The organism is Streptomyces sp. NPDC025651 (genome assembly GCF_055558735.1).
The window spans coordinates 918,418-940,723 of the sequence record NZ_JBVHLZ010000002.1 but is presented as its reverse complement, the minus strand read 5'-3'; the positions used below and the strand labels follow the sequence as shown (position 1 = coordinate 940,723).

Annotated in this window: 13 protein-coding genes, 2 tRNA genes and 1 riboswitch; of the genes, 6 read left to right on the top strand and 9 right to left on the bottom strand. The window is 73.1% G+C overall.

Annotated features, from left to right (window positions below; genetic code table 11):
- The first annotated feature begins 40 nt into the window (after positions 1 to 40).
- Both ACZ4D5_RS12300 and ACZ4D5_RS12295 read left to right on the top strand, forming a co-directional pair.
- Positions 41 to 811: a TetR/AcrR family transcriptional regulator gene (locus ACZ4D5_RS12300; protein ID WP_467772235.1), complete on the top strand. Its 771-nt coding sequence runs from the start codon at positions 41 to 43 to the stop codon at positions 809 to 811.
- A 239-nt stretch (positions 812 to 1,050) separates the two neighbouring features.
- Positions 1,051 to 3,042: a sigma-70 family RNA polymerase sigma factor gene (locus ACZ4D5_RS12295; RefSeq protein ID WP_467772234.1), complete on the top strand. Its 1,992-nt coding sequence runs from the start codon at positions 1,051 to 1,053 to the stop codon at positions 3,040 to 3,042.
- 4 nt (positions 3,043 to 3,046) lie between these two features.
- Here the strand turns inward: ACZ4D5_RS12295 and ACZ4D5_RS12290 are convergent, their stop codons facing one another.
- Positions 3,047 to 6,367 (bottom strand): ATP-binding protein, encoded by a 3,321-nt coding sequence (locus ACZ4D5_RS12290; RefSeq protein WP_467772233.1) that lies wholly within the window; start codon positions 6,365 to 6,367, stop codon positions 3,047 to 3,049.
- 313 nt (positions 6,368 to 6,680) lie between these two features.
- Positions 6,681 to 8,765: an asparagine synthase-related protein gene (locus ACZ4D5_RS12285; RefSeq protein WP_467772232.1), complete on the bottom strand. Its 2,085-nt coding sequence runs from the start codon at positions 8,763 to 8,765 to the stop codon at positions 6,681 to 6,683.
- 799 nt (positions 8,766 to 9,564) lie between these two features.
- On the opposite strand from ACZ4D5_RS12285, the gene ACZ4D5_RS12280 reads away from it, so the two are divergent.
- From ACZ4D5_RS12280 to ACZ4D5_RS12265, 4 genes are all read left to right on the top strand, one after another.
- Positions 9,565 to 11,013: an MFS transporter gene (locus ACZ4D5_RS12280; protein WP_362339088.1), complete on the top strand. Its 1,449-nt coding sequence runs from the start codon at positions 9,565 to 9,567 to the stop codon at positions 11,011 to 11,013.
- Positions 11,014 to 11,219: 206 nt separating this feature from the next.
- Positions 11,220 to 12,437 (top strand): L-2-hydroxyglutarate oxidase, encoded by a 1,218-nt coding sequence (gene lhgO, locus ACZ4D5_RS12275; RefSeq protein ID WP_467772231.1) that lies wholly within the window; start codon positions 11,220 to 11,222, stop codon positions 12,435 to 12,437.
- Positions 12,438 to 12,788: 351 nt separating this feature from the next.
- Positions 12,789 to 13,607, top strand: coding sequence for a tRNA (guanosine(46)-N7)-methyltransferase TrmB (gene trmB, locus ACZ4D5_RS12270; RefSeq protein ID WP_467772230.1), 819 nt, complete (start codon positions 12,789 to 12,791; stop codon positions 13,605 to 13,607).
- 42 nt (positions 13,608 to 13,649) lie between these two features.
- Positions 13,650 to 15,002, top strand: a complete 1,353-nt coding sequence (locus ACZ4D5_RS12265) for a PrsW family intramembrane metalloprotease (protein WP_467772229.1) — start codon at positions 13,650 to 13,652, stop codon at positions 15,000 to 15,002.
- A 9-nt stretch (positions 15,003 to 15,011) separates the two neighbouring features.
- Here ACZ4D5_RS12265 and ACZ4D5_RS12260 read toward each other — a convergent pair whose 3' ends face one another.
- The 7 genes from ACZ4D5_RS12260 to ACZ4D5_RS12230 form a co-directional block, all read right to left on the bottom strand.
- Positions 15,012 to 15,956: an aldo/keto reductase gene (locus ACZ4D5_RS12260; protein ID WP_467772228.1), complete on the bottom strand. Its 945-nt coding sequence runs from the start codon at positions 15,954 to 15,956 to the stop codon at positions 15,012 to 15,014.
- 141 nt (positions 15,957 to 16,097) lie between these two features.
- Positions 16,098 to 17,171, bottom strand: a complete 1,074-nt coding sequence (locus ACZ4D5_RS12255) for a M23 family metallopeptidase (RefSeq protein WP_467772227.1) — start codon at positions 17,169 to 17,171, stop codon at positions 16,098 to 16,100.
- Between the two features lie 11 nt (positions 17,172 to 17,182).
- Positions 17,183 to 17,330: riboswitch (cyclic di-AMP (ydaO/yuaA leader) on the bottom strand.
- A gap of 221 nt (positions 17,331 to 17,551) precedes the next feature.
- Complete coding sequence (locus ACZ4D5_RS12250; protein ID WP_467772226.1) at positions 17,552 to 18,772, bottom strand: PP2C family protein-serine/threonine phosphatase; 1,221 nt, start codon at positions 18,770 to 18,772, stop codon at positions 17,552 to 17,554.
- A gap of 130 nt (positions 18,773 to 18,902) precedes the next feature.
- Positions 18,903 to 18,976: transfer RNA gene (locus tag ACZ4D5_RS12245), tRNA-Met, on the bottom strand.
- 46 nt (positions 18,977 to 19,022) lie between these two features.
- Complete coding sequence (locus ACZ4D5_RS12240) at positions 19,023 to 20,246, bottom strand: alginate lyase family protein (RefSeq protein WP_467772225.1); 1,224 nt, start codon at positions 20,244 to 20,246, stop codon at positions 19,023 to 19,025.
- A 194-nt stretch (positions 20,247 to 20,440) separates the two neighbouring features.
- The gene (locus ACZ4D5_RS12235) at positions 20,441 to 21,961 is read right to left on the bottom strand and encodes an MFS transporter (protein ID WP_467772224.1); all 1,521 of its coding nucleotides are present in this window, start codon (positions 21,959 to 21,961) and stop codon (positions 20,441 to 20,443) included.
- A 174-nt stretch (positions 21,962 to 22,135) separates the two neighbouring features.
- Positions 22,136 to 22,208 (bottom strand) — tRNA-Lys (locus tag ACZ4D5_RS12230).
- Between the last annotated feature and the right edge of the window lie 98 nt (positions 22,209 to 22,306).

The following is a 22,306-nucleotide window of genomic DNA, read 5'->3' as shown; positions in this document are numbered from 1 at the left end:
AGTGTCTCCGGGGGGAGACGTCATTACCGGGGGAACGTGTATGCACATTCAGGAGACTCACTGGACTTCCGCCGTCACGCCGGCAACAGCTGTCGGCCCGGGCGGGAACGGACGAGACATGGGGGAAGGAGCGCGCACGACACCGCTGCGTGTCGACGCACAGCGCAATCTCGAACATGTGCTCAGGGCAGCTCGCGAAGTCTTCGGCGAGCTGGGGTACGGCGCGCCGATGGAGGACGTGGCACGCCGTGCGCGAGTCGGTGTCGGCACCGTTTACCGACGCTTCCCGAGCAAGGACGTACTGGTCAGGCGGATAGCCGAGGAAGAGACGTCCCGGCTGACCGACCAGGCGCGTGCGGCGCTCGGGCAGGAGGACGAGCCGTGGTCGGCGCTCTCGCGCTTCCTGCGGACGTCCGTGGCGTCGGGCGCGGGGCGGCTCCTGCCGCCCCAGGTGCTGCGGGTGAGCGTCGAGGACGGCGCCGCCAAGGAGGACGAGGTCCGGGTGCCGCAGCAGCGGCAGTCGGTCTCGGACGCCCCCGACCTGCGCCTCATCGAACAGCGCCAGGCGCCGGCCGAGGAGTCGGCTTCCGTGGGCGACGACTCGGGTGCGGCGACGCTGCTCGACGTCGTCGGCCGTCTCGTGGAGCGCGCCCGTGCGGCGGGCGAGCTGCGCGCGGACGTGACGGTGTCGGACGTCCTGCTGGTGATAGCGACGGCGGCGCCCTCGCTGCCGGACGCGGCGCAGCAGGCGGCGGCCTCGTCGCGGCTGCTCGACATCCTGCTCGAAGGGCTGCGCTCGCGGCCCGCGTGATGCGGCCCGCGTGATCGTGGTTCTTTCCGGCGCCTCAGTCGCACACCATCCGGCGGAAGGCTCAACTCCGCGCTGAACAGCGGTTGTTGAGCCTTCCCCGAATGGGTGACCGGTAGTGCTCGATTTCGGGAAGTCGCCCCGGACGGGTGGTTGCCCGTCGCGGCTATCGGCCGGAGCGCGACCGTGTGGCACTCTTTCCCGGTGGTCGGGTCTGAGTGTGCAACCGGGGGCGTTCCGCGATGAGTGTTGACGGTCGGGACGAGCCGTCCGCCGGCTTCGGCGAGGAGACCCCCTCGGGAAGCGGCGGCACGGAAACCGGTGGGCTGCCCTCACGGCAGGTGCCGAGCCAGGGCGGGCCCGGCGGCAGCGCGGGGACCCCCGCCGGTGCCCCGGGCGGCTCCGCGGGCCCGGCGTCCGGTGCGCCCGATCCCAGCGTGCCTCCGCAGCGCGAGGGCGGTGCGGGTGCTTCCGCGCCCGCGGGCGGTGACGTCCCGCTCTCCGACGCCGACTTGATCGCGCGGATGCGGGCGGGCGACGACTCCGCGTACGAGGAGCTCTACCGCCGTCACGCGGAAGCCGTGCGCCGCTATGCCCGCACCTGCTGCCGCGACGCCCACACCGCCGACGACCTCACCGCCGAGGTCTTCGCCCGCATGCTGCAGGCGGTGCGCGGCGGCAGCGGGCCCGAGTACGCCGTGCGCGCCTATCTGCTCACCACCGTGCGCCGGGTCGCCGCGGGCTGGACGAAGTCGGCCAAGCGCGAGCAACTGGTCGACGACTTCGCGGTGTTCGCCGCGCAGGCCGCGCGGGGCGCCGAGGTCTCCGACGACGACACGCTCGACCTGGGCGCGGACGTCCGCGCGATGCACGAGGCCGAGCAGTCGATGGCCATGCAGGCGTTCCGGAGTCTGCCGGAGCGCTGGCAGGCCGTGCTGTGGCACACGGAGATCGAGGACGAGTCCCCGAGCGACGTCGCCACGCTGTTCGGCCTCGACGCGAACGGCACGCGCGTGCTCGCGAGCCGCGCCCGCGAGGGTCTCAAACAGGCCTATCTGCAGGCGCATGTGAGCGCCACGCTCACCGAGAGCGAGGAGTGCGCGCGCTACGCCGACCGCCTGGGTGCCTACGCCCGCGGCGGCCTGCGCACCCGTGCCGAGCGGGGCCTGCGCAAGCACCTGGAGGAGTGCGCCAAGTGCCGTCTGGCCGCGGGCCAGATCAAGGAAGTCGCCAGCGGTATCCCCGCGGTCGTGCCGATCGCCGTCATCGGTTGGTTCGGTGCCGCGGGGTACGCGAAGGTGGCCGCGCTCATCGGCGGCGGCGCGGCGGGAGCCGGTGCCGCGGGAGCCGCGGGTGCGGCCGCCGCGAGCGGATCGTCCGGAGGGTCGGCCGCGGGTGGCGGTGCCGCCGCGTCCGAGGGGCTCGGCGCCCCGGCGAAGGCCGGCATCGCGGCGAGCGTCGTCGTGGCGGCCGGTGTCGCCGCGGCCATCGCCCTCACCGGAGGGGGCGGCAAGCCCAAGGAGGACCCGCCGCCGAAGGCCAAGGAGCCCGCGGTGTCGGAGTCGATCGTGCCGCAGAAGCCGCCGCCCCCGAAGCCGAAGCCCAAGCCGACTCCGCCGCCGCCCGCTCCGAAGCCGCCGCCGGCGAAGGCGAAGGCGAAGCCCACCCCGAAGCCGAAGCCTCCCGCGAAGGAGAAGCCCAAGCCGAAACCGCCCCCTCCGAAGCCGACGCCGAAACCCACGCCGAAGCCCACCCCGCCCAAGCCGACCCCGAAGCCGCCGCCCCCGCCGCCACCGGCCCCGAAGGTCTACCAGTGGAACGAGCTGGAGTACGGCGCCACGGGCGACGGCACCAAGCCCGAGATGCGGCTCGGCGAGAGCAGCTGGGTGTGGCAGCGCTGGGGCATGTCGATCGCCGACAAGCAGTACTCCCACGGCGTGACCGTGCACGGCGAGTCCTCCGTGACGATCGACCTGAACCGCAGCTGCTCGACGTACGACGCGGTCGTCGGGGTCGACGACATGACGATGGGGCTCGGGAAGATGCGCTTCTCCGTGTACGCGGACGGGGCGCGCCTGTGGCAGTCACCGCTGATGAAGGGCGGCGATCCCGCGGTGCCCGTGCAGGTGAACCTCACCGGGCGCAAGACGATCCGGCTGGTCGTCGAGCCGCACACGCCCTTCGCCGCCGTGGCGCTCGCGGACTGGGCGCAGTCGCGGCTGCGCTGCACCTGAGGGCCTAGCGCGGCACCGCGTCGAGCACTTCCCGGAGCACCTCGTCGACGGTGAGGGTGGAGCCGGCCGCGCGCGCCGCCTCGTACCGCGGCGCGCCCAGCGCGGCCGTGGCGTCGGCCTCGACGCGGTCGGCGGCGGTCACCTCGGGCAGCGGGCGCGGATGGCCGCCGCGGAGGTGGGTGCCGGCCGCGAGCAGGCGTGCCGCGCGCGCGTGGTCGCCGAGTTGGCTCACCAGCGTGGCGCCGCTGTCCACGAGGGACGCGAGGATCACCTCCGAGCACTGGGCTGCCATGGCCTCGCGCAGCGCTTCGGCCAGCTCCGGCAGCCCCGCCGCGGGTCCGGACTCGGCCGCGGTGACGCGGGCCTCCACACCGCGCATGGCCGCGCTGAACTGCGGGGGCGGTGTGCCGTACGCCGACTCGGCGCGGGCCTGCACGCACAGCGCCCTGGCCCGGGCCGTGTCTCCGTCGTCGAGCGCGAACAGCGCGCGCAACAGGCGTACGAAAGCGCGTGAGTCGGTCACTCCGTGGCGGTCCGCCTCGCCGCTCGCCTCGTCGAGGGCCTTCTCCGCGACGGGCCGGTCGCCCTCGCGGTAGGCGATCTCGGCGAGCCGGGCGATGAGGAAGGGCGTCTCGGCGTACGCACCCACCTCATAGGCGAAGTGCAGCGCGTCCTCGTAGGCGACGCGGGCCTCCTCGTGGCGGCTGCGGGCCATCGCGGCCTCCCCGGCCGCGCTGCTGACCTGGGCGATCATCCAGCGGTCGCCCACGCGCGCGCTCAGTGCCCGCAGCTCGGCCAGGTCCTCGTCGACACCCGAGAGGTTGCCGGGCATGTCGACGGCCATGTGCGTGCGGAACATGAGGATGACGCAGAGCGCCCAGGTGTCGCCGAAGCGGCGGCAGTTCTCGACCGCGTCCTCCAGGGCGGGGCGTGCGTCGTCGGGGGTGCCGCCGGTGAAGAAGATGGTGAACGGCCAGATCAGGCCCGGGAACTGGGCGGCTTCGGGGATGGGCCGCCCGAAGACGGCACGCACCTGCTCGACGTACTCCCTGTGGACCCAGTCGCCGTGGGCGGTCAGCGCCTCGGCGGGCCGGGACTCCGCCTCCATGAAGAGGTGGAGCAGCCTCAGCTTCATCCACGGCCAGTACAGCGGGTCGTCCTCGTCGGGGAAGGCCGCGACGTCGAAGCGCGGAGTGCCTGACAGGTCCAGGATGCGGCCCAGCCACTCGGCGCCCTCCTTGCGGAAGTTGCGCAGCCACCAGAACCAGCCGGTGCTCAGGGCGAGCGAGATGGCCGTCGCCACGTCACGGGTGTCGATGGCGTGCTGGAAGGCCGCCCGGATGTTGTCGAGCTCCGTCTCCATGCGTTCGATCCACGGCAGTTGCTCCGCGGAGCGGAGCAGGGGCTCGGCCCGCTCGACCAGCGCGTGGAAGTACGCGCAGTGGCGCCGCGCGGCGGCCTCGGGCAGGCCGGGGGTCTCGGCGGCGCGTTCGCCCGCGTACTCGTGGATGGTCTCCAGGAGGCGGTAGCGCATGCCGGCGTCCTCGGGCCGCGCGCACGGGACGGCCACGATCAGGGACTTGTCGACCAGGGCGCCGATCAGGTCCGTGGCCGGGCCGGTGCAGACGGCCTCGGCGGCCGAAAGGTCCCAGCTGCCGGCGAAGACGGCCACCTCGCACAGCATGGTCCGCTCGGCCTCGTCGAGGAGCTCCCAGGACCAGTCGACGACGGCGCGCAGGGTCTGCTGGCGGGGCAGGACCGTGCGGGCGCCGCTGGTCAGGAGGCGGAAGCGGTCGTCGAGGCGGTCGGCGATCTGACGCGGGGTGAGCATCCGCAGGCGGGCGGCGGCCAGTTCGATGGCGAGCGGCAGTCCGTCCAGGCGGCGGCAGATCTCGGCGACGGCCTCGGCGTCCTCCTGCGGTACGAAGCCGGGCCGCACCGCCACGGCCCGCTCGGCGAAGAGGCGGTGGGCCGGGTCGGGCGGGAGCGGCTCCACGGGGCGCACCGACTCGCCCGGTACGCCCAGGGGTTCTCGGCTGGTGGCGAGGATGGTGAGGTCGGGGCAGTGCGTGAGGAGGGTCTCGGCGAGCTCGGCGGCGGCACCGATGACGTGTTCGCAGTTGTCGAGCAGCAGGAGCAGGCTGCGCGGGGCGCAGTACTCGACGAGCAGGGTGACCGGGTCGTCCTGCGGGGTGGTCAGTTCGCTGGTCATCAGCACGGTCTCGCGCAGACCGAGCGCGCTGACGACAGCGCCGGGCACCGCCTCCGGGTGGTCGAGCGGGGCGAGCTCGGCCAGCCATGCCTGGGGATGCCCGGCGGCGGCCTCCTCGGCGAGGCGGGTCTTGCCGGAGCCGCCCGGTCCGGTGAGGGTGACGAGGCGGGCCCTGCACAAGTCCGAACGGATGGCGGCGAGTTCGGGTTCCCGGCCGACGAAAGACGTCAGGCGGGTACGGATGTTCCCGTTCCGCTCGGCCTTCTCCCGCGCGCCCCTTTCCCGCTCGGCCGCCTCCCGCTCGGCCTGCCCTTGCTCAGTCGTCTCCCGCGCGCCCTTCTCCCCCTCGGCCGTCCCCCGCTCGGCTTGCCCCTGGCCCTGTGGTCCGCGCGGCTCGGGCCCGGCCAGCAACTCGGCGTGCAGCGCCCGCAGTTCGGGACCCGGGTCGGTGCCGAGCCCGTCGGCGAGTGCGCGGCGCGCGTCCTCGTACGCGGCGAGCGCGTCGGCGCCGCGTCCGGCATCGCGCAGGGCGCGGATCAGCAGGGCGCGCAGCGTCTCGTCGTACGGCTGGGCGGCGGTCAGTGACCGCAGCTCCGGTACGACATCGGAGGCGCGGCCCAGGAGCACGTCCGCCTCGATCCGCGCGCGGACGGCCTCGGCGCGCTGGGCCTCGGGCCGTGCCGCGGCGCTGCGGTCGGGCAGGTCGGCGAGGGCGGGGCCGCGCCACAGGGCGAGCGCGTCGCGCAGGGTGCGGGCGGCCGGGGCCGGGTCGCCGCGGTCCAGAGCGGCGCGGCCCTCGCGCGCGAGGCGCTCGAAACGGTGCAGGTCGACGTCGTCGGGGGCGACGGCGAGGCGGTAGCCGCCGGGGCCCGAGGCGATGGCGTCCTTGCCGAGGGCGCGGCGCAGGCGGCCGACGAGGGCCTGCAGGGCCGCGGGGGCGTCGGCCGGCGGATCGTCGGCCCAGACCTCGTCGATGAGGGTGCTCACGGCGGTGGTGCGGTCCGCGTGGAGCGCGAGGGCGGCGAGCAGGGCGCGCAGCCGCTGGCCCCCCACCGGCAGGGGGGCGCCTTGGTCGTCGTACGCCTCGGTGGCGCCCAGGATTCGGTACCGCACCGGGTCATTCTCCCCGGAGGGACGCCCCGAGGCTCGTGCTTTCTCTTCGGGCGCGCGTCCATGGAACCGGCCGTCTACGGAGCGGGACAACTGCCGACGGAACCGGCCCTCCACGGAGCGGGACAACTGCCGACGGAACCGGCCCTCCACGGAGCGGGACAACTGCCGACGGAACCAGCCCTCCACGGACAGCTGTCGACGGAGCCAGCCCACTACGGAGCGGAACAGCCCCGACGAAGCCTGCCCACCACGGAGCAGACCAGCTGTCGACGGAGCCAGCCCACCACAGAGCGGAACAGCCCCGGCCAAACGGCTACCGCCCCGCTCCTAGCGCGCCCCTCTGCGGAACCACACTCCCCGTAGGAACAGCCCGTTGCCGTGCTGGAGTCCCCGTCCAGCACGTTCCTCTTCGCGACAGCAGACGGCGCAACCACAGCTCGGTGGAGACGAGGTCCGCGAGGCCGTCCAGCGGGAGTGGTTCTCCCTCGGCGGCCTCGCGCAGGGCCTTGCGGACGACGCGGGCCTCGACCAGGCCCGCCTGGGCGAGGAGAGGCGTGTCGAAGAGGGCGACCAGGTCGTCCACCGCCACGCGCAGGCCGGTGCGGGCGGCGGCCGCGTTCGAGGCGTGGGACGGGGCGCCCCAGCCGGGCGGCAGATCGGCGACCCCCGCGCCCTCCAGGACCGTGCGCAGGATCGCGGCCCGGGCCCCCGGCTGGACGCGCAGGGCCTCGGGGAGCGCCCGGCACGCGCGGACGACCTGGTTGTCCAGGAAGGGCGCGTGCAGGCGCTGGAAGCGGACCTCGGCCGCCTGCTCCAGGATGCGGAGGTCCGCGGCGTGCCGGGCCAGGGCCGCCCGCGCGCGGAACTCGCCGGGGCGCTGTCCCGGACCGCCCGGACGCATCGTCGTGTCGTTGAGGCGAACCGATACTTCAGCCAGGGCCTCGCCGGTCAGCCAGCGCGCGGCGGGTCCGGGTCTGGCCCACGCGAGGGCGGCGAGCGACGCCCCCACGGCTCCGCCCGGTTCGTCGAAGCGGCGGTGCAGCAACCGGTCGGCGAGCGACTCGACGCCCGAGCGGTGCGGCATGCGGGCGAGCTTGCGGGCGGCGCCGTACACGCGCGCGGGGACCATCACCGAGCCGTCGGCCTTCGCGAGCGCTGCCACGGGGCGCACCATGTGGCGCCGCTTGCGGTCCATCAGGAGATCGGCGAGACGGGCCGGGTGGGCGTCGAGGACCTGCCGGGCGCCGTAGCCCGTGAAGTGGTCGGCGCTGCCCGAGGCGAGCCGGGCCCGGTGGCGCTGCGCGGTCACCAGGGCGCCGCTGGGCTCGTCCGTCAGAGGCCCGTCCAAGTCGGCGTAGGGAAGGGCCTCTTCGCCCGCGGCGACCACCACGTGGTGCAGGCGCGGGTTGGCGGCGATGGCCCCGGCCCGCTCCAGCTCGGCCTCGCGGCCGTTGACGGCGAGGTCGTTGAAGGTGACGGCCAGGAGCCGCTCTCCCGCGCCGGTGCCGTGCCCGAGGACCGTGCCGGGCATGCCGGGCAGACCGGCCGCAAGGAGAGCGAGGGTTCCCGAGGCGGGTCCTCCGGAGAGGTCGGCTCCGATGCCGGGCACCGGCATGCCGCGGGCCGCGCGCCGCTCGGCGGGCCCCATGCCGGGTACGGGGCCGGGGTCCATGTCCGTGCCGGGCACGTGGCGCGGGGCCGTGAGCCGGGCGCGTACCGCCTCTATGAGGGCGTCCCTGACGCCGTCCACGGCACTGGTGGCGTCGGCCGAGGGGGCCGCGACGGCGAGCGAGGCCACCGGTTCGTACCCCGCGACCTCCCGTGCGCCCGCGCGCAGGATCAACGCGTGCCCCGGGGGCACACGGCGCACGCCCTGGTAGGGCGTCGAGTCGTGCAGCGCCTCGGGCACGTCGGGGGCGGCGAGCAGGGCCGCGAGGTGGCCGATGTCCAGGTGGGCCTCGATGAGGTCGGCCAGCGGCAGGGCGGCGGTCGCGTAGGCCGTGCCGTCCGCCCAGGGGGTGTAGAAGACGGGGCGCGCGCCCGCGAGGTCGCCGGCGATCATGACGCGGCGGCCGACCTGGACGACCGCCGTGTAACTGCCGGACCAGGCGGTCAGATGGCGCAGGGCGCCGCCGCGCGCGGCGAGGAGACCGACCCGCAGCTCCTCGTCGGAGGCCCCGCAGGTGCCGAGGACCGCCATGCGGGTCTGCTCGTCGGCCGTCACTGTGCGTACTTCGTCGGCGCGCCAGTCGCCGACCGCCCAGAGCGGATCCGGGTCGCCCCACAGGAGTTGGGACCCCACGGGGTGCACGGTCTGCCCGTCGTCACCGGTGGCCCCGGCCGAGCCCGCCGTCGAGGGCCTCGCGGCGGCACTGCTCCACCCCACCAACCACCGCATCGCTGCCTCCACAGGCTGTGGACGGACCGGCGGCGGAGCGCCACCGGGCACGGCCGACCAGTGCACCGAAGAACTGGGGTCCCATGCTGCCACGAAGGAGGCGCGCGAGAGGGCCCGCGGGGCCGCTTGTGCGGCAGTGAATGCGCCCTGGGGCAGCGGTAGTTGAAGGGCGGAACCAAGGCCTCCCTCTTGGGGACGCCTTGCGGAGTCCTCGTGCGTACGACGTGCGCGCCTCGCACATACGCTCGCGCACGCCTCGCGCAGGGCCGACGAGACGGCCCGCGCGCGTAGGCGCTTTTCGGCCAAATCGGCCTGGGATGCGCCCAGGGCGGAACCGTTCGAAGGCAACACTCAGTCCGGGAGGCGGTGTTCGCCTCCCGGACCGGTCCGCCGCCCGCGGGGATGGAGGCGGCGGTGTCCCCCAGCCCACTGACTCCAGCGCAGCGGGCCGACCCACGCACCGCCAATGGAAGCGCTCCCCTCATGGCCGGAGAAGAGCGCACGAAGAGGCGCACGGCCACACACCGGGAGCACGCTCCGGGATCGCCGCGCTTCCGCACGGACAACAATCTCGCCATCCGGAACTGCGCCTCTTAACGCTTGGGATGCGGCGAACTACGCTGTGTGTGCTGATGTTTTCGCGGAGGCATATACCTGGAGGATCGGCCAAGCGCTCTTGCGGCCGTGATTCCGGCCACGCGCGCGTGGTCGACGGGTGCCCCTGCCCCCGGGGGAACGCAGCACGAATGCCGCGCGGTCCAGCCACTGCCCGGCAGCCGTCTGTGTCGAGGGGTGGCGCATGTCCAGGGAGCAACGCGGGCCGAACGAAAAGCTCGGCACCGTTCTCGCCCTCGCGGGAATCAGCAATGCGGGACTCGCCCGCCGGGTCAACGACCTCGGCGCACAACGCGGGTTGACGCTCCGTTACGACAAGACATCGGTGGCCCGCTGGGTGTCCAAGGGCATGGTGCCGCAGGGCGCCGCCCCGCACCTGATCGCGGCGGCCATCGGGCAGAAGCTCGGCCGCCCCGTGCCGTTGCACGAGATCGGCCTCGCGGACGCCGACCCCGCGCCGGAGGTGGGCCTCGCCTTTCCCCGTGACGTGGGGGCCGCGGTGAAGTCGGCGACCGAGCTGTACCGCCTGGACCTGGCGGGACGGCGCGCGGGCAGCGGCGGCATCTGGCAGTCCCTGGCCGGCTCCTTCGCCGTCAGCGCGTACGCGACGCCCGCCTCGCGCTGGCTGATAACCCCGGCCGACAGCTCCGTCGCGCGCGACGCCACCCGCGACGTGCCGCGCGACTCCGCCCACGCCGACGACACCGGCGCGCCCATGAAGGTCGGCCACAGCGACGTCCTGAAGCTGCGGGAGGCCGCCGAGGACGCGCGGCGCTGGGACTCCAAGTACGGGGGCGGCGACTGGCGTTCCTCGATGGTCCCGGAGTGCCTGCGCGTCGAGGCTGCGCCCCTTCTGCTCGGCTCCTACTCCGACGAGGTGGGGCGCGCGCTCTTCGGGGCGTCCGCCGAACTGACGCGCCTCGCCGGGTGGATGGCGTTCGACACGGGCCAACAGGAGGCCGCCCAGCGGTACTACATCCAGGCCCTACGGCTCGCCAGGGCCGCGGCGGACGTCCCCCTCGGGGGCTACGTCCTCGCCTCCATGTCCCTCCAGGCGACGTACCGCGGCTTCGGGGACGAGGGAGTCGACCTCGCGCAGGCCGCCCTGGAGCGGAACAGGGGCCTGGCCACCGCGCGCACCATGAGCTTCTTCCGGCTCGTCGAGGCGCGGGCACACGCGCGTGCCAATGACGCGCAGGCCGCGGGGGCGGCGCTGCGGGCCGCCGAGGGCTGGCTGGAGCGGGCCCGCGACGGCGACAACGACCCCTCCTGGCTCGGCTTCTACTCGTACGACCGCTTCGCCGCCGACGCGGCCGAGTGCTACCGCGACCTGAAGGCGCCGCGGCAGGTGCGGCGCTTCACGGAGCAGGCACTGTCCAGGCCCACGGAGGAGTTCGTGCGGTCGCACGGCTTACGCCTGGTGGTGTCGGCGGTCGCCGAGCTGGAGTCCGGGAACCTCGACGCGGCGTGCGAGCAGGGGACACGTGCCCTTGAGGTCGCCGGGCGGATCTCGTCCGCGAGGACCACGGAGTACGTGAAGGACCTGCTGCACCGCCTGGAGCCGTACGGGGACGAGCCTCGGGTGGTGGAGCTGCGGGAGCGGGCCAGGCCGTTGTTGATGGCGCCGGCCTAGGGCTCGGTCCTCTGCCGTCGCTTCGCGGCGGATCTCTCCCCCCACAAGCTGTACCCGGCATCGAGGGCACCGGCCGACGGCCCCGGTTAACGCGCGGGTGGGTCCGCGTGAACCGGCGCGGAGCAGAGCAGGAAGGATCCGGCGCCCGAGGTTTGGCGGCGTTGTCAGTGGCGCAGGGCAATATCTGTGGTGGGAGGTGAGGCGCGGTGAAGAAGGTCGCGTACGACTGCGACGTGCTGGTGATCGGCGGGGGAATCGTCGGGCTCGCGACGGCGTATGCCCTCACGCGCACCGCCCCGGGCACAAAGGTGACGGTGCTCGAGAAGGAGCCGGGCCCCGCCCGCCACCAGACGGGGCGCAACAGCGGCGTGATCCACAGCGGGATCTACTACCGCCCCGGCTCGCTCAAGGCGAGGTACGCGGTCCGGGGCGCCGCCGAGATGGTCAAGTTCTGCGCGGAGCACGACATCGCGCACGAGGTCACCGGCAAGCTGATCGTCGCCACCGAGCGCGACGAGCTCCCCCGCCTGCACGCCCTGGTCCAGCGCGGCAGGGAGAACGGCATCCCGGTGCGCGAGCTCGGCCCCGCCCAGATCACCGAGTACGAGCCGGAGGTCCGCGGCCTCGCCGCCATCCACGTCGGCACGACCGGCATCTGCGACTACACCGCGGTGGCGGAGCGCCTGGCCGAGGCCTCCGGGGCCGAGATCCGGTTCGGCGACCAGGGCAAGGTCGTCCGCATCGACCGCCGCCCCGACCTCGGCGTCGCGGCCCGCACCGCGGACGGCGGCATCGTCCGCGGCCGGGTCCTGGTGAACTGCGCGGGGCTGCAGTGCGACCAGATCGCGCGGCTCACCGGGGACGACCCGGGCATGCGGATCGTCCCGTTCCGCGGTGAGTACTTCGACCTCGCCCGGCCCGAGCTGGTGCGCGGCCTCGTCTATCCCGTGCCCGACCCGGCCTTCCCCTTCCTCGGCGTCCACCTCACCCGAGGCATCCACGGCGGCGTCCACGTCGGGCCGAACGCGGTCCCCGCCCTGGCCCGCGAGGGGTACGACTGGTCGGTCGTCCGCCCCCGCGAGCTCGCCGGGACCCTCGGCTGGCCCGGCTCCTGGCACATAGCCCGCCGCCACTGGCGGTACGGGGCGGGTGAGCTGCGCCGCTCCGCCTCCAAGTCCGCGTTCACCGACGCGGTGCGGCGGCTGCTGCCGGGGGTCGAAGCGGGTGACCTGGTGCCTGCGCCCGCGGGAGTGCGGGCGCAGGCGGTGCTGCGGGACGGCACGTTGGTCGACGACTTCCTGATACGGGAGGGGGCGCGGGCGGTTCATGTGCTGAACGCGCCGTCGCCTGCGGCTACCGCGTCCTTGCCCATCGGCAGGGAAGTCGCCCGCCGGGCGCAGATCGCTCTGCGAGGCGACGGCTGAGGGGTGGCCTCGGCTTCTGGGTGGCTTCAGTTGCCGGGGTGGATCGGGGCCGGGGTGGATTCGGAGCCGGGGTTGCTGGGGTGGATGCGGGGCCGGGGTTGCTGGGGTGGATGCGGGGCCGGGGTTGCTGGGGTCTCCGCTTGGCTGCGGGCCGGATGTGGCTGGTCGCGCAGTTCCCCGCGCCCCTTTCAGGAGCCTGCCCCCGCCCCACGGCACAACCACTGACGACACAGCCCCACACCCCCTTCAGACACCTGCCCCCACGCCAAAACCGCTGACGACACAGCCCCACACCCCTTACGGGGCGCGACCACGTGCCCGCAGCTCATCTCCCCGTAAAATTGCCGCACTGTGTCTGACTCACCCAACACCCCCGAAGCCGACCGGCCGACCGGTCGTCCGCAGGCCGCGCCGCGGTTTCCCGGCGGGCCATCGCCCGACCCCGCGGGGTCGCACCACGAGCGGCGGATCCGTAGCTTTCAGCCCCGTCGCAGCCGGGTGACCACCAGCCAGGGCGACGCCCTGCGCCGGCTCTGGCCCACGTGGGGCCTGGACATCGACGGGCTGCGCACGCTGGACCTCGCCGAGCTGTTCGCGGACGAGAAGCGGCCCGTCGAGCGCGTCGTCCTGGAGATCGGCTTCGGCATGGGCGAGGCCACCGCCCAGATGGCCGCCGACGACCCGGACACCGGCATCCTCGCCGTCGACGTGCACACCCCCGGCCAGGGCAACCTCCTCGGCCTCGCCGAGCGGAACGGCCTGACCAACGTCCGCGTGGCCAACGGCGACGCGATCATCCTGCTCCGCGAGATGCTCCCGCCCGCCTCGCTCGACGGCCTGCGCGTCTACTTCCCCGACCCCTGGCCCAAGGCCCGCCACCACAAGCGGCGCCTGATCCAGCCGGAGTTCCTGACGCTGGCCGCGCCCTCCCTCAAGCCCGGCGCGATCCTGCACTGCGCGACGGACTGGGAGGAGTACGCCGAGCAGATGCTGGAGGTGCTGACCGAGCACCCCGACTTCGAGAACACGCAGCCCGACGGCGGGTACGCGCCACGGCCGTCCTTCCGCCCCCTCACCCGCTTCGAGGGCCAGGGCCTCGACAAGGGCCACGTCGTCCACGACCTGCTGTTCCGCCGAACCGGAGGGTCCGACTCCGCCCCCGCGGCCTGAGACACCGTCGCGGCCACCCCCATCCCTCGTTAGGGTCAACAGGTGGCCATCAGTACTCCGTATCCGATACCCCCCGAGGCGCCCGCTCCGGGGGAGCTGCGCCGTGCCCGCTGGTGGCAGCGGCGCGCGATACGCGTGGCCGCGCTCGTCACGCTGCTCGCCCTCTCGGGCCTGGTGATCCTCGCCCTGGTCAGGGAGCAGACCGGCACCCAGGGCTTCCTGGTCGGGCTCGGCCTCGCGACCGTGCCCGTGCCGCTGCTCGTCGCCGCGTTCCGCTGGCTGGACCGGGTGGCACCGGGCCCTTGGCGGAACCTCCTCTTCTCCTTCTCCTGGGGGGCCTGCGCGGCCGCGCTCATCGCGATCGTCGCGAACAGCTTCGCGATCCGCTGGATAGCCACCGCGACCGCCGACCCCACCAGCGCCGACACCCTCGGCGCGACCGTCATCGCCCCGATCGTCGAGGAGAGCGCGAAGGCGGCGGCGGTGCTGCTCGTCTTCCTCTTCCGCAGACGCGACTTCACGGGCATCGTCGACGGCGTCGTCATAGCGGGGGTGACCGCGACCGGCTTCGCGTTCACCGAGAACATCCTCTATCTGGGCAACGCCTACGTCACCGACCAGCTCAGCCGTGAGAGCGGCCTCGCCTCCGTGACGGCGGCGACCTTCTTCGTACGCGTCGTCATGTCGCCCTTCGCGCACCCGCTGTTCACGGTCCTGACCGGCATCGGCTTCGGCATCGCGGCGCTCAGCGCCGACCGCCAGCAGGTGCGCCGCGTGCTGCTCCCGCTCGCCGGACTGCTGCTCGCGATGGGCATGCACGCCCTGTGGAACGGCTCCGCGGTCTTCGGGCAGTACGGCTTCTTCACCGTGTACGCGCTCTTCATGCTGCCCTCGTTCGGCCTGCTGACCTGGCTGGCGATCTGGACCAGGCAGCGCGAGCTGCGCACGATCCGCGCCGAGCTGCCCGTGTACGCGGTGGCGGGCTGGCTCACCCCGCCCGAGCCGTACGCGCTGGGCTCGATGCGCGCCCGCGCCCTGGCCCGCGACTACGCCTCGTACACCTGGGGCAAGGCGGCGGCCCGCACGGTCGTGGAGTACCAGCAGTACGCGACGTCCCTCGCGGCGCTGCGCCACCGGGGCCGCCGCGGCCGCGCCGGTGCCGACTTCGTCGTACGCGAGCGGGAGTTGCTGGAGAAGCTCTGGGAGCGCCGCGAACCGGCCCGCCCCGCCCTCGCGTACGCGGCGCGGGCGACGGCGCCGGTCATGCCCCCCATGCCGTACGCGGCGTACGGCCACCCTCCCTACGGGCCCGCCCCCTACGGCCCTCCCCCGTACGGGCAGCCGCAGCCCTACCCGGCCTACGGCTACCCGACGTACAACCCCTACCGCTCCTAGGGAGCGACGTCAGGCGGACGCGGCCGTCAGCGCCGCGACCTCCGCCTCCGTCAGCTCCAGGTCCGCCACCGCGAGAAGCGCCGGCAACTGCTCGACCGTGCGCGCGGAGGCGATCGGCGCCGCCACGGTGGGCTGTGCCGCGAGCCAGGCGAGCGCCACCGTCGCGACCTCGGCGCCACGCGCCGCGGCGATCTCGTCGAGCGCGGCGATGACGCGGTCGCCCCGCTCGGTGCCCGCGTACTCCGCGACCTTGCCGCTGCGCGCGCTCTCGACCTGCGCACCCGGGCGGTACTTGCCGGTGAGGAAGCCGGACGCGAGCGCGTAGTAGGGGACGGCCGCGAGGCCGGAGCGCGAGGCGACCTCCTGGAGCGGGCCCTCGTAGGTGTCGCGGGAGACGAGGTTGTAGTGCGGCTGCAGCGCGACGTAGCGCGCGAGGCCCTCGCGGTCGGAGAAGTCGAGGGACTCCTGGAGCCGCTCGGGCGTGATGTTGGAGGCGGCGACGGCACGCACCTTGCCGGCCGTCACCAGCTCGTCGAGCGCCCCGATGATCTCCTCGACAGGCACCGACGGGTCGTCGTAGTGCGTGTAGTAGAGGTCGATGTAGTCGGTGCCGAGGCGCCGCAGGGACGCGTCCGCGGCGCCCTTGATGGTGCTCACGGAGAGGCCCTTGTACTCGGGGAGGGCGCCGACCTTCGTCGCGACGACGACGTCGGAGCGGTTGCCGCGCTCGGCCAGCCACTCGCCGATGAGGGTCTCGGACTCGCCGCCCTTGTTGCCCTCCACCCAGAACGAGTAGGCGTCGGCGGTGTCGATGAAGTTGCCGCCCGCCGCGGTGTAGGCGTCGAGCACGGCGAAGGACGCCGCGCGGTCGGCGGTCCAGCCGAAGACGTTGCCGCCGAGGGAGAGGGGGAAGACCTCGAGGTCGGATGAGCCAAGTGTGCGAAGAGACGTCATACGTTCCTCAACACGCTTACCGGAAGCGGCATTCCGTAAAGGCGGCGGCCTGGGCACGCAGCCCCGTCCTGCGGACACGCCGGACCGGCAGCCCTGGCGTCGGGGGGTCGCCGCCAGGACCGCCGGAGTTCCTGGGGTGCGTCAGGGGTTGAGGCCCTTGCTCTGCAGCCAGCCGAGGGGGTCGATGCCGGTGCCGTCGGGCGTGTGGACCTCCAGGTGGAGGTGCGGCCCGGTGACGTTGCCGGTCGCGCCGACGCGTCCGATGACCTCGCCCGTGGTGACCTTCTGGCCGGCGCTGACGTTCAGCGAGGACTGGTGGCAGTACCAGATCTCCGTGCCGTCCTCGAGCTCCAGGACGGTGCGGTAGCCGTAGGCCCCGGCCCAGCCCGCCTCCTTGACGGTGCCGGTGTGCACGGCCTTGAGCGGGGTGCCGGTGGGCGCGGCGAAGTCCAGGCCGGTGTGGTGGCCGGAGGACCACATGGATCCGGCGTCGCCGAAGTGCGAGGTGAGGGTGTACGAGGAGGTGGGGATGGCGTAGCTCTTGGCGAGCTTGGCCAGGCGCTCGGCCTCGGCCTTGGCCTTCCTGGCCTCCTCTTCCTTCTTCTTCTTGGCGGCGGCCTTGGCCTCCGCCTCCTTCTCCGCGGCCTTCTGCTGTGCGGCGGCCTCTTCGGCGGCCTTCTTGACGGCGGCGTCCTCGGCCGCGGTCTGCACGGCGGCGTCCGCCTGGTTCTGCTGGTTCTCGGCCTGCTGCATGATGCGGGCGCGCAGTGCCTCGCCCGCGTCGGTGGTGCCCTGTTCGGCGTCGGTGGTGCTGACGCCGGCGGCGGTGAGGGGGGCAGCGGCGGCCGCGGTGGTCGTGGTGTCCGACGCGTCGTCGTCGGATATCAAAGAGCCCACGCCCGGAAGGGACTTGGCCTCGGGCAGCGAGTCGGTGACGGTGCCCAGGTCGGGCATCGATATGGAGACCGGCGGCTTGCCGCCCTGCGCGGTGGCGATGCCGCCCGCGCCGACGGCGGCGATGACGCCCACGCCGAGGACGGTGGAGCTGCGGGCGAGTCCGCCGCCGCTCTTCTTGTGCACACGGTGCCTGCCGCGGACGGGACGGATGGACTCCTCGGTGGGGTTCCACTCCTCGAAGGGTGCCTCGTCGTACGAACCGAAGTCGTCGTCATTCGGCACGTACACGGCTCGGGGGGCAGGCCGGTTGGACGCCACTGGGGCGCACTCCTTTCCTTCCTTCTCGCCTACCGGGTTAGCTGACGGGTTCGGAGCAGGAAGGTCTCCTACGAACATCTGGCACGGATGCACAGATGCCCGATTCACCCCAAGTTGGTGGTTCCCCGGCTCCCTTGCGGGATTAGGCGCGTGCGCACGGAGCCGCCTCGAGTGACGGCTGGGACGACCGCGCTGCGTTATCGAACGTTAATAGACGGCAGGTCGGTATTCCAAGCCGTTCCGGTTGATCGTTAACGCTCTTCGGCCGTACTTACCGGGACACGAGGGTTCGGAACGGGGCGAGTTGACCCCACCCGCACGCACACCGGAGCTTCACATTCTCTTGACAGTACGTCAGTTGTTATGCGGAGGGGTGCTCTTCAGTCACGCGGTGTCACCGGGGGCTCGGGGGCGGGCGTCCCCTCGGAATCGTCGGCGGTCGGCCGCCGCACCGCGAGAAGCGCCATGTCGTCCGTCGCGGCGCCCCCGGTGTGCCGCCGCACCTCCTCCGTGAGCGCGGCGAGCAGCGCGTGCGGCCCTCCGCGCCCCGGGAAGATCCGCCCGCCGAGCCGGGCCGCCGGATCGTAGAACTCCCCCGCCACGTCGCGCGCTTCCGACAGGCCGTCCGTGTACAGGAGCAGCATCGCGCCGGGCGGGAAGTCCGTCTCGTCCGCCCGGTCCGGCCAGGTGCCGAGCTCGCCCATGCCGAGCGGCAGGGCGGGCTCGCTCGCGGAGAGCACGCACAGACGCCCGTCGCCGCGCAGCAGCAGCGGCGCCGGGTGCCCGCGGTTGATCAGCCGTACGACGCCCTCGCCGTGCCGGATCTCGGCGAGGACCGCGGTGGTGAACCCCTCGAAGGCGTCGAGCCCGTCGCGCCGGGTGCCCTCGCGCGCGAGGGCCCGCTCCAGACGCTGCGCCACCGCCTCCAGGGTGGCCTCCTGCTCGGCGGCCTCGCGGAAGGCGCCGATGACGACGGCGACCGCGGCGACCGCGCCCATGCCTTTCCCCCGTACGTCGCCGACGATGAGCCGTACGCCGTGCGGGGTGTCCTGCACCGCGTACAGATCGCCCCCGATGAACGCGTCGGCCTGCGCGGCCTCGTACCGCGCCGCGATGTCGAGCCCGCCGATGCGCGGATCCGGCTCGGGCAGCACGGCGCGCTGGGTGGCCTCGGCGATGGAACGGGCGGTGGCGAGCTTGGCGTTGCCGCGGCGGACGACGCGGTTGATGACGATCGCGAGGGCGGCCACGGTCATCACGGTGATCAGCTCGGTGACGGCCTCGACATGGCTGTTGGCCGATCTGCCGTAGTGCAGGAAGAAGACGGCGGCCGAGGCCGCGACGCCGGTCAGGACGGTGTTGGCCAGCGAGTAGAAGGGGGCGGCGATCAGCGGGGCGGCCGTGAACAGGGGCGCCGCGGTGAAGTCCGGCGGGGTGAACACGTCGAAGACGACGCCGACGATGAGGAGCAGGAAGGGCAGGGATCTGACGAAGGCCCACTCGTGGGTGGCCTCCCGGCTGGTGGCACCGCTGTCGCCGGATCCTCCTCGCTGCCCCACCGCTTGTCTCCCGCCGACTCCGCGCCCATCACCGCGCTCCATCCAGGCTTCCCGCAGCGGGGGAAGGGTGCGACCTGATGTGGGCCGTCCGGGTTACGGGACCGACCGGACGACGGGACCGGGAAAACACCTGAGGCCGGGAAGCTGATGCTTCCCGGCCTCAGGCCTTCAGTAGCGGGGACAGGATTTGAACCTGCGACCTCTGGGTTATGAGCCCAGCGAGCTACCGAGCTGCTCCACCCCGCGTCGGTGAACACAACAGTACGCCATCCGGAGGGGTGCGTCGAACCACTTACGCGTTGCCCGCGTGCGTGAGGGTCTCCCAGGCCACGAAGAGGCCGTCCGTGCCCTCGGGCCGCCGCCGCTCCGTGTACTTCTCGGTCTGCGGCATCTCCAGCTCCAGCCGCCCCCGCAGATGGTTGAGGCCGACCTCCGTGTCGGGCCCCATGTCGCGCTGCACCTTGCCGCCGCACAGCCAGTCCGGGGCCTTGGCGCCCAGCTGGTACGCGGAGTGGAACTCGAAGGCGGCCCGCAGCCGTTCCTGGACCTCCCCGTACAGGTCGACGCCCTGGTGGTGGGCGGTCTCCGCCATGTGGGAGGTGGCGGCGAGCGCGTAACCGGCGTGCTTGAAGTTGCGGCAGGTCTCCTGGGAGAGCCCGTCGGCGAAGGTGTCCTGCCCGAACCAGTAACTCGTCAGCTCGGCGGCGGTGTCGATGCCGCTGCCCTCCGGGGAGACGGGCAGCTTCCCGTCGGACTCCAGGTAGAAGTACGCGGGCACGCGCGTCCTGAAGTGGTGCACGGCCTTCTCGAAGGTGGCGTGGTCGTCGAGGAAGACGGCCATGGCCATGGTGGCGTCGGCCATCACGAGGTCCCAGTTGCCGTTGAAGTCGGCGGAACCGTCCTTGACCTGGGGCAGATAGGCGTTGCGCAACATCCGCTCGAAACGCAGCAGTTGACCGTCGGTCCAGCCGTCGTAGGTGTAGCGCACGGCCTCGGCGGCGCGGGCCCAGGACGAGGCGGCCCAGGCGGTCTGCAGCCCGGCGTTGGCCTCGGTGTGCTTGGTGATCACCCTCGACCAGGCGTCCATGATCTGCACGGCCTTCTCGGCGTGCGCGCGGTCCTTGGTGACGTTCCAGAGAAGGGCCTGGGTGTACGCGGCCAGGGCGTCCTCACGCTCTTCGACGCAGCCGCGGCCGGGGCGGGTGTCGGGCGGGCACTCCACGACGGCGTACGGAGTGGCCCGGTAGTCGGCGGCCCCGTACTTGCTGTCGCGCATCTGCTCGAACGCCGTCAGCCAGGGCTGCTCCTTGGCCCGGACGTGCGCGCGGACCCGGTCGAGCTGCGCCTTGCCGACGAGGACGCCGGGGTGGGTGAACGGCAGGTCGAGCGGCCGGGCGGCGGCCCGGGGGGCCGAACCCTTCTTGCCGCCGCCACCGCAGGCCGCGGCCAGAACAAGGAGGGGTACGAGCACGAGCACGAGAACGCGCCGCTCAGGCCCCCACACGCGAGCCGCCATGCTGCACCTCCGGGTCGAGCCCTGCGGACCTGGCAGTTCAGAGTGGCCCGCCGCCATGGCGCCCGCACGGCCGGCCTACGCCGTTCGGGCGACCCGCCGCGTACGCAGGCACGGCGTCCCGCCGGGCCGGAGCCGGGCGGGACGCCGTGGAGTCGTACGCGGTGGTGTCGTACGCGGTGGTGGCGAGGGGAGGGTCAGGCCGCCGTGGTCAGCTCGCCGGTACCGGCCGGCCGGGGCTGGTCCACCGTCGGGGACTTCCGGTCGCGGATGAGGACGACCGCCAGGGCGGCCGCTGCCAGGACGCCCGCCGCGCCGGCCCAGAAGCTGGCGGACATCGCCTCGGTGAAGGCCTCGCGGGCCGCCGTGGCGAGGGCGGTGTCGCCGGACGAGGCGGCCAGGGCGAGGGCGTCGGAGACGGAGTGGCCGGCGGCCGCGGGGGTCGAGTCGGGCATGGCGTCGGTGTAGGTGCCGGAGAGGACGGTGCCGAGGACTGCGACGCCGAGGGCCGCGCCGGCCTGCTGGACGGTGTCGTTGAGGGCGGAGCCGACCCCGGCGTGCTCGGCGGGGACCGCGCTCATCAGGGCGGCGGTCGCCGCGGGCATCGCCAGGCCGCCGCCGATGCCGATCAGGACCATGGCCGCGGAGAGCATCCCGAACCCGGCGTCGGAGGGCAGGGAGGCGAGGGCGCCGAAGCCCGCGGCGATGACGGCCAGGCCGACGGCGGTCATCGGGCGGTTGCCGATCTTGTTGCCGAGGGCGGCGCCGACTCCGTTGAAGACCAGCGTGGCGACGGCCATCGGGGCGAAGGCGATGCCGGTCTTGGCGGGCGAGTAGCCGAGCACGAACTGCAGGTACTGGGTGAGGACCAGCATCAGGCCGCCGTTGGCGAAGGTGAGCAGGACCAGGGAGAAGCTGGCGCCGCTGAAGACGCGGTTGCGGAAGAGCGAGAGCGGCACCATCGGCGATTCGGTGCGCAGCTCCCAGATCACGAAGGCGGCCAGGGAGAGGACGGCGACGGCGAGCGAGAGCCGCGTGCTCATCCCGCCGAGGCCGGCCTCGGCGGACTCGATGATCGTCCACACCAGCGCGGTCATGCCGATCACCGACAGGATCATGCCCAGCGGATCGGCCTTGCGGGCGGGGCCCTTGGACTCCGGCATCAGGACGAGCGCGGCGACGATGGCGAGGGCGGCGACCGGGACGTTCATCAGGAAGACCGAGCCCCACCAGAAGTGGGCGATCAGCACGCCGCCCAGCACGGGCCCGCCGACCAGGCCGACCGCGGCCACCGCGCTCCAGGCGCCGATCGCCTTGCGGCGCTCCTCGTCGTCGAAGACGGTGATCAGGATCGACAGCGTACTCGGCATGACGAGGGCGCCGCCGACCCCCATCAACACCCGCCCCGCGATGAGCTGTTCGGGATTCTGGGCGACGGTGGCCAGCAGGGACGCGGCCCCGAAGAGGGCAAGCCCCAGGATCATCACCCGCCGCCGTCCGAACCGGTCGGAGAGGCTGCCCGCGGTGAGCAGCAGGCCGGCGAAGACCAGGATGTACGAGTCGATGATCCACTGGATGTCCTGCGCGTCCGCCTTCAGGTCCGCGGCGATCGGCGGGACCGAGACAGTCAGGACCATGTTGTCGACGACCAGGACGAGCGTGCTCAGGCAGAGCACGATCAGGATGAGCCAGCGGCGCGGGTGACGGCGCTCTTCCATCGCGAAAACCCCCTCAGGACGTGGCGGCACATCCGTTGCGTACGACGTGCCCTCGTTGCGAACACTGTACGCACTGCGCACACCGTGCGCAAGAAGCGAACGCCATGCGCGCGGGAGGGGGTGAAAACGCGTCAGGCCCGGATCAGACGTCCTGTCTGATCCGGGCCTGAGAGGTAGACCGTGTGGGACTCGAACCCACAACCAATGGATTAAAAGTCCACTGCTCTGCCAATTGAGCTAACGGTCCCCGTCGGTGCACCCCCGAGCATAGCGGGACGGGCCCCGCCGTCCGATCGGGTATCGCCGTCGAGGGCCGGAGAGAGTTACGGATCCCGGGGTTCCGGA

What these genes read in the sequence shown, in the direction of transcription:
- ACZ4D5_RS12300 (WP_467772235.1), top strand. Translation starts at nt 41, where the DNA reads ATGCACATTCAGGAGACTCACTGGACTTCCGCCGTCACGCCGGCAACA.
- ACZ4D5_RS12295 (WP_467772234.1), top strand. Translation starts at nt 1,051, where the DNA reads ATGAGTGTTGACGGTCGGGACGAGCCGTCCGCCGGCTTCGGCGAGGAG.
- ACZ4D5_RS12285 (WP_467772232.1), bottom strand. Translation starts at nt 8,765, where the DNA reads ATGCGGTGGTTGGTGGGGTGGAGCAGTGCCGCCGCGAGGCCCTCGACG.
- ACZ4D5_RS12280 (WP_362339088.1), top strand. Translation starts at nt 9,565, where the DNA reads ATGTCCAGGGAGCAACGCGGGCCGAACGAAAAGCTCGGCACCGTTCTC.
- ACZ4D5_RS12260 (WP_467772228.1), bottom strand. Translation starts at nt 15,956, where the DNA reads ATGACGTCTCTTCGCACACTTGGCTCATCCGACCTCGAGGTCTTCCCC.
- ACZ4D5_RS12250 (WP_467772226.1), bottom strand. Translation starts at nt 18,772, where the DNA reads ATGGAGCGCGGTGATGGGCGCGGAGTCGGCGGGAGACAAGCGGTGGGG.
- ACZ4D5_RS12240 (WP_467772225.1), bottom strand. Translation starts at nt 20,246, where the DNA reads ATGGCGGCTCGCGTGTGGGGGCCTGAGCGGCGCGTTCTCGTGCTCGTG.
- ACZ4D5_RS12235 (WP_467772224.1), bottom strand. Translation starts at nt 21,961, where the DNA reads ATGGAAGAGCGCCGTCACCCGCGCCGCTGGCTCATCCTGATCGTGCTC.